The sequence below is a fragment of the Campylobacter concisus genome (assembly GCF_002913225.1).
GTDB lineage: Bacteria > Campylobacterota > Campylobacteria > Campylobacterales > Campylobacteraceae > Campylobacter_A > Campylobacter_A concisus_J.
This window is the reverse complement of sequence record NZ_PPAW01000020.1, coordinates 86,889-100,995: the sequence shown is the minus strand read 5'-3', so window position 1 is coordinate 100,995 and position 14,107 is coordinate 86,889. Positions and strand designations below refer to the sequence as shown.

At 39.8% G+C, this 14,107-nt stretch carries 13 protein-coding genes; all 13 read right to left on the bottom strand.

Features of this window, described 5'->3' with window-relative positions; all coding sequences use genetic code 11:
- Positions 1-65: 65 nt before the first annotated feature.
- Positions 66-953 (bottom strand): cache domain-containing protein, encoded by an 888-nt coding sequence (locus tag CYP26_RS04995; protein WP_103630615.1) that lies wholly within the window; start codon positions 951-953, stop codon positions 66-68.
- Complete coding sequence (locus tag CYP26_RS04990) at positions 946-1,317, bottom strand: HIT family protein (protein ID WP_103630614.1); 372 nt, start codon at positions 1,315-1,317, stop codon at positions 946-948. Before CYP26_RS04990 ends, CYP26_RS04995 begins: the two co-directional genes overlap by 8 nt.
- A 13-nt stretch (positions 1,318-1,330) precedes the next feature.
- Positions 1,331-2,371 carry an AI-2E family transporter gene (locus tag CYP26_RS04985; protein WP_103630613.1) on the bottom strand — a complete coding sequence of 347 codons (1,041 nt, stop codon included), beginning with the start codon at positions 2,369-2,371 and terminating at the stop codon, positions 1,331-1,333.
- 136 nt (positions 2,372-2,507) lie between these two features.
- Positions 2,508-2,714, bottom strand: a complete 207-nt coding sequence (locus CYP26_RS04980; RefSeq protein ID WP_103630612.1) for a hypothetical protein — start codon at positions 2,712-2,714, stop codon at positions 2,508-2,510.
- A gap of 7 nt (positions 2,715-2,721) precedes the next feature.
- On the bottom strand, positions 2,722-3,801 hold the full coding sequence (locus tag CYP26_RS04975; protein WP_103630611.1) for a cytochrome C: 1,080 nt from the start codon (positions 3,799-3,801) through the stop codon (positions 2,722-2,724).
- A 23-nt stretch (positions 3,802-3,824) separates the two neighbouring features.
- On the bottom strand, positions 3,825-4,835 hold the full coding sequence (gene ruvB / locus CYP26_RS04970) for a Holliday junction branch migration DNA helicase RuvB (RefSeq protein ID WP_009294236.1): 1,011 nt from the start codon (positions 4,833-4,835) through the stop codon (positions 3,825-3,827).
- A gap of 49 nt (positions 4,836-4,884) precedes the next feature.
- On the bottom strand, positions 4,885-5,991 hold the full coding sequence (locus tag CYP26_RS04965) for a sensor histidine kinase (RefSeq protein WP_103630610.1): 1,107 nt from the start codon (positions 5,989-5,991) through the stop codon (positions 4,885-4,887).
- On the bottom strand, positions 5,975-6,643 hold the full coding sequence (locus CYP26_RS04960; protein ID WP_103630609.1) for a response regulator transcription factor: 669 nt from the start codon (positions 6,641-6,643) through the stop codon (positions 5,975-5,977). The genes CYP26_RS04965 and CYP26_RS04960 overlap by 17 nt, the downstream gene beginning before the upstream one ends.
- Positions 6,644-6,733: 90 nt before the next feature.
- The gene (nrfD, locus tag CYP26_RS04955) at positions 6,734-7,669 is read right to left on the bottom strand and encodes an NrfD/PsrC family molybdoenzyme membrane anchor subunit (RefSeq protein ID WP_103630608.1); all 936 of its coding nucleotides are present in this window, start codon (positions 7,667-7,669) and stop codon (positions 6,734-6,736) included.
- Positions 7,662-8,225: a 4Fe-4S dicluster domain-containing protein gene (locus CYP26_RS04950; RefSeq protein ID WP_009294242.1), complete on the bottom strand. Its 564-nt coding sequence runs from the start codon at positions 8,223-8,225 to the stop codon at positions 7,662-7,664. The genes nrfD and CYP26_RS04950 overlap by 8 nt, the downstream gene beginning before the upstream one ends.
- 9 nt (positions 8,226-8,234) lie before the next feature.
- A complete protein-coding gene (phsA, locus tag CYP26_RS04945) occupies positions 8,235-10,508 on the bottom strand; it encodes a thiosulfate reductase PhsA (RefSeq protein ID WP_103630607.1) in 2,274 nt (757 codons plus the stop codon).
- Positions 10,509-10,811: 303 nt separating this feature from the next.
- Positions 10,812-12,155, bottom strand: a complete 1,344-nt coding sequence (locus tag CYP26_RS04940) for an anaerobic C4-dicarboxylate transporter (RefSeq protein ID WP_103630606.1) — start codon at positions 12,153-12,155, stop codon at positions 10,812-10,814.
- A gap of 91 nt (positions 12,156-12,246) precedes the next feature.
- The gene (locus tag CYP26_RS04935; protein WP_103630605.1) at positions 12,247-13,647 is read right to left on the bottom strand and encodes an aspartate ammonia-lyase; all 1,401 of its coding nucleotides are present in this window, start codon (positions 13,645-13,647) and stop codon (positions 12,247-12,249) included.
- Positions 13,648-14,107: the final 460 nt, after the last annotated feature.

Below are 14,107 nucleotides of genomic sequence, written 5' to 3'. Positions count from 1 at the left end.
GCAGCCCATAAAAACTCTGCAAAAAGCTCTAGCAGCACCAAAGCGCTAGAGCAAAATTTTTAAATTTAAAAAAGCTCTTCTGATTCAAGATAGTTTTGCGAGATGTTTCGCTCTTTTTCGTCGGTATTTACGTGAAGGACGTAGTAACCTATCTGTGTGTTGCTAGCATCAAGTAGCGGCACAACGCAAAAATAGTGCGTCTTGTATACGTAAAATTCATACTTTTTAAGGTTGATATCACGCAAAATTCCAACTATATTTAAATTTGCACTGCTTAAATTTTCGATGTAATAATCACTTAAAATTTGATCACTTGGCGCGCTTTTATGTGCTGGCATCTTATCTTTTGATAGGAGCACGAAAAGGTCTATGCCTTGCGTTTTATAGAAATTTCCAAGCGAGTCGTAGTTTAGCAAAACCTCGATGCTACCGATGTTTTTGCCCTCATGCATCACATTTGAAACAGCTCTTATATGCACTCCAGCATACCACGCCTCGATGCCAACCATGGGCCTATCTTGACGCCTTGACTCTTGGACTAAAAACCTGCCACTAGCAATCATGTCGCCATATCTGTTTAGATCCCAGCTTCTTACGTAGCTTTTTAGATCTTTGTCGTAAAGATGAAGCTTGATGTTGTTATACATCGACGCTGCGCCAAGAGTTTTTGTCAAATTTTCGATGTTTTTTACGCACTCATCGCGGTTTTGACCTAGCAAGCACATCTGTATAGACTCATTTTGGGCAAGCAGGATCGAGATCGCCATTGATGAAAATTTCTCATCATCGATGCTTTTGTTTAGCTGCTTTACATGGTAGTCAAAAAAGACACGCATATTGTTTTGCTTTTTTTCAGCCATGTATGAGCTATAAAGAAAGTAAAAAAGGCTACCAAGCAGCGCAAAAACGACTAAAACGATATAAATATTAAAATATTTTTTGTATTTACTCAAAACTAAGCCTTAGTTTTTTTTCTAAAAATTTAGCAAATTCGTCAAATTTCGGCAGCTCAAGCTCGCTTTTTCTCTTTGGACTAGCCCAAACGCTATCTGGGAAAAACGCGTCCTTTTCAAATCTCGCAATGACGTGAATATGCACGTGTGGCACGTAGTTTCCAAAGCTTGCGATGTTTATCTTAGTTGGTTTATAAAACTCAAGCATCGCCTTTTCAGCAACCAGCATCGCCTCAAAAAGCCTAGCTCTACTCGCTTCATCACACTCACTTAGCTCGCGGTAGGGCTTAGCAGTAAAAATTTTCACCCACGGAAGCTCGTTCTCTTCGCGCTCAACTCTTATAAATTTATCTTCATATATCAATCTTGCCCCTATTTTATACGAAATTTCTCTCTCGCAAAAGCGTGTAAAGCTTGATCGTTGAGATAAAAAATGTCACGATCGCAGGGCCTAGTATGACGCCCCAGAAGCCAAACGTCGTTATGCCAGCTATCATCGCAAAAAAGATGAGTAGCTCGTTTATCTTTGTTGGTATCTTGACTAATTTTGAGTTTATAAATTTAATGATAGGCGGCTTTAGCAGCGTATCAGCGCCTAATGAGATCACGATAATAGTGTAAAGTGTGATCGTGATAGCGGCTGCTGTGTTGCCATTTGCAAACTCATAGATGCTAATAGGCACCCATGCCAAAAAGCCACCAACAACTGGGATAAGTGAAGCAAAGCTAAAAAAGATGCCAGTTAGCATGCCATTATAGCCGTAAAAGCTAGTTATGATGGCAAATAAAAAGCCCTGAATGATCATATTTACAATGGTTGAGTAAAAAACGACACCCATTACGTTGCCAACCTCGCTTAGTATCGACTCAGTGTCCTCTTTTTTAAGGGGAAGCACCTCTTTTAGGTAGCTTATAAGTTCGTTGCCGTAAAGGTTGCAAAAGAAAAAAAAGACTAGGATGATGATCATGTCAACACAAAATCTAAAGCTTAGCCTGCCAAGACTCGCGAGATTAGTAGCGACTTGCGAAAATAGCATCTTGATATCAAGCCCACCTACAAATTCCTTGATCTTTGGCTCTAAGAAATTTATCGGCTCTGGCAGGCTAAAGTCGTAGTTTTTGATAAACTCGATCGTCTTTGTGACGTTGTTTATATCAAATCCAGCTGCGTACTTTGCGATCTCGATGACGGCGTAAATAAGTGGCGCGATAAATAAGCAAAGAAGCGCAAATGTCGTAAGTCCTGATGAGAGCGTTTTGCGATTTTTTGTAAGCGCCAAAAATGCGATCTGCACGTTAGAAACGGACACTGCAAGCAGTGCTGCGATAAAAATGTCAAGTAAAAATGGTCTAAAGAGATAGACCACCAAAGCCAAAGCAAAAACCACAAAAATTCCAAAAAACAACCTACTATTCATCTCGCTCCCTTAAAATGGAGTAATTATAGCAGATTTATCAAAGCTACTCATTTGCTTGCCAAATTTGCTCATACTCTTTAATGCAAGGCTTGCCAAGTATCAAAAACAAGCCATAAATTTCTTCGCACTGCTTTGTTTAAAAGCCATACCTTTTGGAAAGCTTGTTAAATTTAATCTCGCCTAGTTTTTTAGAAGCTAAAATCTCTGCCGTCACAGCAATGTCTAAATTTATATTTTTAGCAAGCTTACCAGCACTTTTGTCACCAGGCAAAGATAAAGATAGTGCGTAAATTTTAAGACAGAAAATATTTAAATTTAGCTTTGAAACAAAACGCTCGTCCATTTTGCCTTTACGTGCACTGAAAATTTGCTCCGACGACCTCGCACTCATCACAAATTTGCATATAGATCGTGCCCTCGCCGTCTATCAAGCCACCAAAAGGAATTTGCGCTAGATATTTCATCGTTTTACCACATTTTGGGCAGTGCAAGTACTCAGCGTCTTGCTGCCACTGCGGATATCCTCCAAGCAAAATTTCACCATCGATCATAGCCGCATAGTGCATACAGACCTCGTTTGCTAACTCAAATTTTTGCCCATCAAGCGTTGCCACAGCGTCTCTCACATAGTCCTCACTCTCGCCCTCGCCCATTACCTCTGTTTGCACGTTATTGCCGTCATTTTGGCAAAAATACTGCACCAAACCCACGCATGTCGGACAAAATTTAAGCACAGCGTCATTTTTAAGCTCTAGCCCAAACTGCTTTAGGCTCTCTTTTTTAATGGTGAGTTCTATCATCTCGCCGCTACAAAATTTACATTTTTCATCGCCTAGTGCTTTAAATTTAACGCTTGCCTCTGCGCTTTGGCTTGGCTCGCAGGTAAAGCACTTATCAAAAACTAGGCTTCTTCTCTTGCCACTGCTATCAAAGCTCCAGCCAGCAGTCTGCGAGTATCCATCAGTGTCGGCATAAAGTTTCGTCTTCCAAGGCTTTGGCGCACCATAAAGCTTAAAAAATAGCTCTCTTACCACCTCATCGCCCTGCCACGCAAGCGCACAAAGGATGTGATTGATTTTTACGATATTTTCAGCGCCATTTAGACTATTTATAAGCTCATCTCTTACGTCACTTGGGGCATTTTTGTAAATTTCAAACGGGTAGTACTCGCCTTGCTTGGTCACTTCTCTTATGATCTGCTCGTCGCAAATGCCGTGTAGGTAGAAAATATAGACAAGATCGCTATAAATTTCATCATATTTACCAATATCCTCTATGTGGGCTAGGACATTTTTTAGCTTTTGTTTGATCTCGTCTTTGTTTAAATTTTCATAAAACTCCAGCTTCTCTTTTTGCCTGCACCAATAGCAGATCCCGTCAAAGTAAATCGTCCTTTGCTTGCACTTAGGACAAAGATGTGGCTCGCCCATTTTTGCTCCAAATTTAAATTTCGCTACTCAAAAAGCCCTTTTTCGATGTCGATCTTGACGTTAAAGGTCTCAAAGCACTTCGCACTTGCGATCCTGCCCTTTGCGGTGCGCTCGATAAAGCCATTTGCAAGCAGATATGGCTCGATGACGTCCTCAACCGTGCCCTCGTCCTCGCTAAGAGCCGCTGCGATCGTGCTAAGTCCCATAGGACGGCGCCTTGCTTGCATCAAAATTTCTAAATACCTAATATCCATCTCGTCAAATCCAAGCGAATTTACACCAAGTGCGTTAAGCCCCTCTTTCGCACGCTCGTGGCTGATGATTAGCTCGTCATTTACCTCAGCAAAGTCGCGAATTCGCTTTAATAGCCTAAGAGCGATCCTTGGCGTGGCACGTGAGCGTTTGGCGATCTCAAGCGAGGCGTTTTTATCGCACTCTTTGCCAAGCTTGGCTGAGGCGATCTGCACGATGCGGCTTAGCTCGCTGCTTGTGTAAAACTGCAGCCTAAAGTCCATCCCAAAGCGGTCTCTTAAAGGCGCTGAGATCATGCCAGCACGCGTCGTTGCGCCTATTAGCGTAAATTTTGGTAGGTCTATCTTGATAGTCTGAGCAGCCGGCCCTGAGCCTATGATGATGTCTAGCCTAAAGTCCTCCATCGCAGGATAAAGCACCTCTTCGATAGCTGGGCTTAGGCGGTGGATCTCGTCGATAAAAAGCACGTCGCCCTCTTGCAAATTTGTAAGGATAGCTGCAAGATCGCCACTCTTTTCTATCATGGGAGCCGCAGTCATTTTGATACTCACGCCCATTTCGTTTGCGATGATGTGAGCGAGGGTCGTCTTACCAAGTCCTGGAGGGCCGTAAAATAGCACGTGATCTAGGCACTCATTTCGCTTTTTGGCTGCTTTTATAAAGACGTCTAAATTTTGCTTGATCTTTTCTTGGCCGATGTAGTCTTCAAATTTTGTCGGTCTAAGCGAGACTTCAAAGTCATTTTCAAAGCTTACTTTTTCGATTTCAACGATTCTATCCAAAGTTTTTCCTTCTAAATTTAAGGCTTCATTTTACGCTTTTATGCTTAATCTAAGCTCGTTTAAATTTATAGTAAAAAGTGCTGCCTTCATTATAAACGCTATCGACGCCATATAAAATGTCATGCTTTTGGCAAATTTCGCTGACGATATTTAGCCCAAGGCCAAAGCCGCCTTGGATTTCATCCTCTCTGACGTAGCGCTTCCAGACCCTTTTTACGTCCTTTATCCCCTTGCCAAAGTCCTGCACGCTAAGATTTATGCGCTCTGCTTCAAGCTCTAAATTTACTATTATCTCGCTCTCTTTTGGGCTGTATTTTATGGCATTTGTGATGGTGTTATCGATGATACGCTGAGCTTCGACCTTGCTTAGCATAGTAAATGCTTCGCTTGCTAAATTTGTCTTTACCACGATGTGCTTGACATCAGCCACGCTTGAGAGAAATTTCACTCGCTCTTTAACGTATTCGCCTAAATTTAGCCTCTCAAGTGGAAATTTGATGTAGCCACGCTTTATAAAAAACTCAACATCTTCGTATGTTATTTGCATCTGTTTTAGGGCGTTTTTGATGCGAGTTATATACTTGTTTTCAAGCCCCAGCATCTCAAGGTTCATACCAGCTACACCAAGTGGGGTCTTTAACTCGTGCATGGCGTCGTTAAAGAAGTTGTTCATATACTTTTGAAACTCTTTGTAAGGTTTAACGCTGCTTAGATATAAAAAATAGACGATAAAAAGCACCGCCACAAGGATGACAAGCAGCATGATAGCTGTTAAAAAGATGTTCTTTTTATTATCAAGCTCCTTTTCAACGACGATGTAGTATGGAGTCTTGTCTTTTATAAAAAAGCTCTTGTAAAAAAGGTACCCGCCCTCTTCTAGGGTTACAAATTTAAAGCTACTTGGCTCTTTGCTAAGTGTTGAGATGACTGGTTTAAAATTTACGTCATAAATCGCAAATTTATACTTTAATGAACTAGCTATATTTTCGTTTTTTAGAAATGAATTTTTGATGATGGTTTCATGCTTCATAGCACCAAAGAGAGCCTTTGAGCTGCTATTTTTCTGACTTAAATTTAATATCACAAAGCTTTGAAAGCAAAAGAGCGACATTATGACAAATGTCGCTATGATCTGAATCTTAAAGCTCTTGTGCATCTATCTTGTAGCCTATGCGCCTCTTTGAGATGATAAAGTCGTTTGTTGTCTTGTTTCTTATCTTTAAAACGTGCATTCTTATATCAGCGCCCTCTATATCTTTGTCATTCCAGACAAGATCTCTAAGCTCTTCTATGCTGACGTAAGAATTTAAGTGTGAGACTAAACACTCGACCAAAGCGACCTCCTTTGCGCTAAGATCGACCATCTTGCCATCTTTAAGTAGCACACGCTTGTTTAGGTTGAAGCTAAACTCGTCATTTATCTTTACTATGTTTTTATCGTCAGTACCATAGTATTTTCGCATAAGCTCAGCAACTCTAAATTTAAGCTCAGCAAGCTCAAATGGCTTTTTTAGATACTCATTACAGCCAAGTTCGTAGCCAATCGCCATATCGTCTATATCGACTAGAGATGTCGTTATCATGATAGGAGCGTTTGGATTTAGACTTCTTATATACTTGATGACCTCGTGTCCATTTACACCAGGTACTTTTATATCAAGTATGAAAAGATGATAGAAATTTTTCTCTATCAGATCACAAGCCTCTTGCCCATCACTAACTGCACAAACCTCATAACCTAGCGTCTGCAAAAATTCGCAGACGCTCTCTTGAAACCCTAAGTCATCTTCTAAAAGCAAAATCTTCAAAACGCTCTCCTAAAAAACAAACTTTAATAAGAATTGTATCTATTTTAATACTTAATAGGTAAATTCCAAATTAAAATTCTTTTTTAAGTATTAAATAAAAATTTGACCTGCGTAAACTATGTAACATCTTAATAAAAAGACGCCGCAGATAACAAAAATAGCGTTTAGCACGGCAAATTCGCGTTTGAAATCATGCGCTTTTAAAACGCTTAAGTCCAAGATGATAGGCACAGCCATACCAAGACCTATGACGCCGACATAAAACATCAGCCCAAGAGAATTTGCACTAAGAGCGTTTGTTACGGCATCTGCGCCGCTTGCACTTGCACCTTTTACAACCATAAAAAGAGCAACTATTAGCAAAAACTCGACTATTATCGCAAAAAAGTCAAATTTTAATAAAAAGTGTGCAGTTTGATTTTGCTCTCTTGTTTCATCTTTTAGCACTCCAATAAGCAGTGTAAATGCACCAGCACAGCTTAAGCCAGAGACTAAGAATAATAGTGGCAAAACTGGCGTATTCCAAAGTGCGATCTTGTGAGCTGCGCTTAGCAAAAAGCCCGTATATGCGCCAACGCCGATGCCAAGGATGAAAAGTAAAACTCCAAGCAAACCTGAAAGCTTGCTAGCTAAATTTGCAAGCGCGTCAAAAAGAGAAATTTTAAGTGACGAGGTCTCATTTTTAAACGCACCAAGCGCGTATATAACGCTAAGAGGAGTATAAACTAGAAGCAATGCAACGCCTATTGACATAACTGAGTCAAAGTTGTAAAGCAAGAGTATCCAGTAAAAGCTAAGCGGCTTGCCAAGATCAAGCACCAAAAGAGCAAGTCCAAGGATGATCGCCACTGGAGCGATAAGAGCGGCTGCTTTAAAGTAGTAGTTGTCTTTGCCAAATTTATTTGAGATGAGCACAGCAACGATGCTAGCACCTGCACTAAGTCCTGCTAAAAATAGATAAAAAGCTATCGGCCAGCCCCAGTAAATTTCTGTGTATTGAGCTAGGCTTCCTGACATGTTATTCATGGTGTGCTCCTTTTGTATTTGCGATCATCGCAAGTGAAGGTTTTGTGTTTAACTCCGCTTTTGGCAAGTAGTATTTGCTCTCTTTTAGTTTCTTTGAAATTTTAGAGTTTTCATCATTTACGTCGCCAAAAGTTAGGGCATTTGTAGGGCAGACGCTAACACATGCTGGATCTTTGCCCTCTTCTAGCCTACTCTCATAGCAAAATGTGCATTTGCCTATCTCGCCATCTGGCAAGACGTAGCGAGCGTCGTATGGACAGGCTAGGATGCAGTACTTGCAACTAACGCAAATTCTGTGATCAAGCAGTGTCACGCCATCAGCCGTTTTAAAGCTAGCTCCAGTTGGGCAAACCTCAACACAAGGTGCGTCTTCGCACATAACGCAGCTTTGACGTAAAAAGTCAGTCTTTAAATTTGGAAATGTCCCACTCATCTTTGCATGCACCTGCAAGCGGTAAAGTCCCCTTGGCACGTTGTTTGCACTTCTGCAAGCTACCGAGCAGCCTTGACAGCCGATGCATAAATTTTCATCATGTATCATCATATATTTTTTCATTTTCTATCCTTACGCTCTACTTATGCTAACGCCAACATTTGTAACCATAGTCGCAGCCACCAGACCCTCAGCTGGATCAAGAAGCACGCTTGTGTTAAGTCCCACGTGATCTATGCTCTTAAGGCCTGGCGTGATGTGTCCAAAGCCGTGATAGATAAAGAGCGTATCTTCTCTAATGCCCTCAGTCACCATAAGCTTGCCCTTTTGCTCGCCAAATTTATTTTTGACCAAAACCATGTCGCCGTCACGTAAATTTTGTTTTTTAGCGGTGTTTGGATTGATCCAGATAGGGCTATCGCTCATGAGGTCATTTAAAAATGGCACTGCTTGGGTGTGGCCGTTAGTATGGACAGGCGTTTTGCCACAGGTTAAGCAAAGCTCGTGTCCGTCAAATGTATCCATATCTTTGTCATTTAGCGCGCCATATCCTGCAAACTGCGCCTCGACATCAGGCAGATATAGCTCTATCTTGCCGCTTTTTGTTTTAAGCTTAGCCATATCGTCCATCAAGCCATTCTCGCCTACAAATTTAGATGCGACTGGATATTTAGCGATAAATTTATCGATCATGCCTTTTTCTCTAAACAAAATTCCCGGCTCATCCCACGTGATAAAGCCATCTTTTTCTAGTGCGGCAAGTAAATTTACATCTCCACCAGCTTGCTGCATCCTAAACTCACGTATGTCGTTCCAAGTATAAAGCTCATCTATCTTCATACGGCGTGCTAGCTCTCTAAAGATAAACGCCCCATCCTTCGTGTCGCCAACTGGATCAACGACTTTATTTCTTATCATATAAGCTGGTTTTAGACCTGACTTGTCCTCTATGCCCTCGTCGCGCTCAAGGTAGCTGCTCTCAGGCAAGATGACATCAGCAAAGGTCGCCATATCGTTTAGATAGACATCGCTTACTACGATGAGCTCAAGCTTCTTCATCGCCTCTATGCTCTTCATCGTCTCAGCCACGTTTATGAGGTGGTTAAAGCGGATGTTAAACCAGCCTTTTATGGCGTATGGCTTCTCGTTTAAGATAGCATTATCTATATCCATCAAAACGCCATGTTTTCTGCTTACAAATTTATGCGCTCCAGCCTCGCCAGCAAAGTCTAATCTAGTTACTTTTGGCACTTTAAATTTATCATCTGGGTTTTTAAGAACTGGGAATTTATCCTCGCCTACTAGTTTGTTAAAGGTCTTTGCGTTTTTGCCACCAAAAAGACCGCCCTTAACCTCCCAGTTGCCCATCATCGCATTTGCAACCATGATGGCTTTTGTCCTCATGTATTCAGCTCTTGTGGTAGTTGTCTTATGCCCAAAATCAAAAATAACTCTTGGAGCAGCTTTATAAATTTCATCAGCGATGCGTCTAACATCACTTGCTTTTATGCCAGTGATTGTCTCTTGCCATTCAGGCGTTTTGCCCTCTACGCTTTTAACAATCTCATCAAAGCCAGTTGTAAATTTCTCAATAAATTCTTTATCGTAAGTGCCATTTTGTATCCAAGTGTTGATGAGTGCTAGCACAAATGCTAGATCAGTGCCAGGTTTAACTGGTAGCCACTCATCAGCTTTTGCAGCTACAACGCTAAATCTTGGCTCAAGCACAAGTAGCTTTGTGTCCTTGCTAGCTGCAAATTTAGCAAGCTTTTTGGCATCAGCTATGACGATGCCCTCAAAGAGGTTGTGACCAAAATTTACAACGTATTTTGCATTTGCAAAGTCTCTTTTTAGCTTAGCGATGCCATACATCTGCTCGCAGACCATTTGATAGGTGATCGGACAGCATGAAAAGTGCGAAAAGCAGTTTGGCGAGCCATAAGCTGAGGCAAAATTTACCATTAGCTTGTGTGTTTGCGAGCTTTTACAGGTAAAGACAAAGCTTTCAGGGCCATACTTTTGCTTGATATCAAGCATCTTTGAGGCGACATAGTCAAGCGCCTCGTCCCAGCTAACCTCACGCCATTTATTTTCACCTCTCTCACCAGCTCTAATTAACGGCTTTTTGATCCTATTTTCATCATAGAGCTGGCTAAGTCCTGAGCCGCCTCTTGCACAAAGAGAGGTTGCCGTGCCGCCAGCTTTTGGATTGCCACTTAAAAAGCGAACTTTGCCATCAACGACTTTTGCCTCGATAGGACACCTTGAAGAGCACATCTCACAAAAGCTATGAACGTGCTTTTCGCCTTCATTTGCAGCACCTTGCAAAGCACCACCTGATAGAGATGATGCAGCTGCGCTAACTCCTGCACTGAATTTTAAAAATTCTCGTCTATTTAAGCTCATCTTTCTCCCTTTAAAAGAAATTTTACTTTTTGTTATTTTATTATTTAAAGTTGAAAGTAAAATTAAATTTTATTTAATAATTTTTTTTAGTTTTTATTTTTTATGATATGTGAGATCAAATATCAAAATAGAGCAAATTTTAAAAATGATAAATTAAGATAGATTAAATTTTAGCGCGATTTTTGCGTGATTTATAAAAATGAAAAATTTAAATTTAAGAAGAGATACTATTTAAGAATTTGATATAAAAAATTGAAAATTTAAAGTGAATTAAAAAAGCCGAGAGAGACCTCGGCTTAAGTTTTATATAAGAACTGGAGCTACTATAAATCCAAGGATAACTGATAATGCAACCATTATAGTTCCTGGGATGAAAAATGAGTGGTTAAATACAAATTTACCAACTCTTGTAGTTCCTGTATCGTCCATCGCTATCGCACCTAGTGTTGTAGGATATGTTGGCAATACAAATAGACCAGAAACTGCAGCAAATGAAGCTACAAGGATCCAAATTTGACCTGAATTTTCAGGGCTAGTCATACCAAGAGCAGCAGCAACAGCAGGCATCATAACCTTTGTTGTAGCAGCTTGTGAGTATAGCAAGCAGCTTAAGAAATAAAGTGCAACAGCTAAGATAAATGGATACTGAGTAACGAAGTCTTTTGCAACCTCTTTGATAGCATCAAGGTGTCCATTAACAAATGTTGTACCAAGCCATGCGATACCAACAACGCAGATGCACGCATTCATACCGCTTTGGAAAGTGCTAGTTGATAGAAGTTTGCCTGTCTCAACTTTGCAAGCTACTGCTATCGTAAAGCCGATAGTTAGCATGAAGCTAATGATAGCTGCATCTCTTGAAAGGATAGGTTTTTCTACAAGACCTAAGCTCTTTGAAATGCATAGTGCATAACAAACTACGATCAAAACGCCAATCGCAAAGATAGCGACTGATCTTTTTGCGTATGGTTTTGGCTCGTGATATTCAGCAGCTTTAACCTCTTCAACCAAACCTTTTGCAAGTCTTTCTTGATAGACAGGATCTTTTGAAAGGTCAAGATCGTAAAATTTATTGATGATAAACGAAGTGATAATCATCGCAACAAATGTAGTTGATATACAAATAAATAGCAACACTGGATAGCTAACACCTAGCTTTTCACATAGACCACTCATAGCAACAAAAGCAGCTGAGATAGGGCTTGCAGTGATCGCTACTTGAGAAGAGACAACCGAAAGCGCAAGTGGAGCTGAAGGTTTGATGTTTTGTGTTTTTGCAACCTCAACGATAACAGGGATCATAGAAAACGCAGTGTGTCCAGTTCCTGCAAGGATAGTTAAAAAGTAAGTAACTATCGGAGCAAGAAAGTTGATTTGTTTTGGATTCTTGCGTAAAATTTTTGTTGCTACTTGAACTAAATAGTCAAGTCCGCCAGCAACTTGCAAAGCTGTGATCGCTGAGATAACTGAAGCGATGATCAAGATAACATCCATAGGGATATCTTTCATATCGACTTTCATACCAAGTAAAGCGAGTATCACAACGCCTAGACCACCTGCGTAGCCAACGCCCATACCACCTAGTTTGACACCAAGATAGATGCCGCCAAATAGGACTATAATCTGTAAGATCAGCATTATATCCATCGAAAACTCCTTTATTAAATTTTATTACTAAAATCACCACTTAAGCGTGCCAGAATTTTGGCACGCTTTTAATAATACTTTGCTTAAATTTTTACCTAACCATGCTCGGATTTAGCATATTTTTAGGCTCTAAAATCTTATCGATCTCTTCTTTGCTTAGATAGCCTCTCTCTAGGCAGATATCGCCAACTGCTTTACCTGTTTGAAGGGCTTCTTTAGCGATGCTTGCTGATTTTTCGTAACCGATATATGGGTTAAATGCTGTTACGATACCAACTGAGCCAAGAACTGATTTTAAGCAAGCCTCAGGGTTTGCAGTAAGTTTTTTGATAGCTTTTTCAGCTAGTGTTTTCATAGCATTTTCAAGGATAAATATAGAGTTAAATAGCGCATAAGCGATGCCTGGCTCAAATGCATTTAGCTCAAATTCGCCTCTTTCAGAGCAAAGCATGATAGTCACGTCGTTGCCGATAACCTCATAGCAAGCTTCTCCAACAACCTCAGCGATAACTGGATTTACTTTACCTGGCATGATTGAGCTACCTGGTTGCATTTGAGGTAAATTTATCTCACCTAGACCGCATCTTGGGCCTGAGTTCATTAGTCTTAAGTCATTTGCGATTTTTGAAAGTCTAACAGCGGCAGTTTTAAGCGCACCACTTACATGCACGAAGTCTGCAGTATCTTGCGTAGCAGCGATAAAATCATCAGCCTTTTTAAAATCAACTCCAGTGATCTCTTTTAGTTTTTTAACAACTACATTTTTATACTCTGGGTGGCAGTTGATGCCTGTGCCTATCGCAGTTGCGCCCATGTTTAGATGTGTCATTGACTCACGAGCAGCTGTGATCTTTTCGATGTCACTTTTGATGTAGCTTGCAAATGCGTTAAAAGTATTGCCAAGTGTTGTAGGGACGGCATCTTCAAGCTCTGTTCTACCCATTTTGATGATATCTTTAAATTCTTTTGCTTTTTTCTCAAGCTCATCTTTTAGTAAATTCATAGCAGCAAGCAAGTCAGTAAGTTTTGCATAAGTTGCTACTTTAATAGAGCTTGGATAAGTATCATTTGTGCTTTGCCCAAGGTTTGTGTGATCGTTTGGATGGATGTATTGATACTCGCCTTTTTTGTGACCAAGGCTCTCAAGCGCGATATTTGTGATAACCTCGTTTGAGTTCATATTTGTACTTGTTCCTGCTCCACCTTGAACCATATCAACGACAAACTGATCTAAAAACTCACCAGCTATTACTCTATCAGCAGCTTTTGCCAAAGCATCAGCTATCTTTGGATCTAAAACGCCAACCTCTTTATTTGCAAGCGCAGCAGCTTTTTTGATCTGTGCAAATGCCTTTACAAAGTATGGATACTCTTTTAATGTTCTACCGCTCATGTGGAAGTTCTCAGTAGCCCTAAATGTTTGGATACCATAGTAAAAATTGTCAGAAATTTCCAACTCGCCAATAAAATCATGTTCTCTTCTGGTTGCCATAACAGCTTCTCCTTAGTAAAAATTTGTTACCGAGTGAAATTATATAGGTATTTGAGATTTTAAATATTAATGACTACTTATTTTTTTTAAGCTTTAAGTTTTTGACTTGATATGGCGCTCTTTGAAAGAAAATTATATTTCATATTTAAGCTAATTTTTAGGAATTTGCTCATATAAATTGTTATATTACTAATAATATCACTTTTTTATTATATAAAAAGGGTCAAATTAACTCAGATTTGTCCTACACTTTAAGTTTAAAAGCCATTTTTGAGAAAATTTAACAAATAATTAATGTAAATTTAAAGTTTATACAACATAAAAATAAAAAAATTAAGTTAAACTTTAATTATAATATTACTTCGTGACACATTTATATGATGAAAATTTAAAAATTTGCAGTTTTACCTAAATTTATAAGCTCATTTTGAACAGTAAATTTAAAGGGATAAATTTAAGC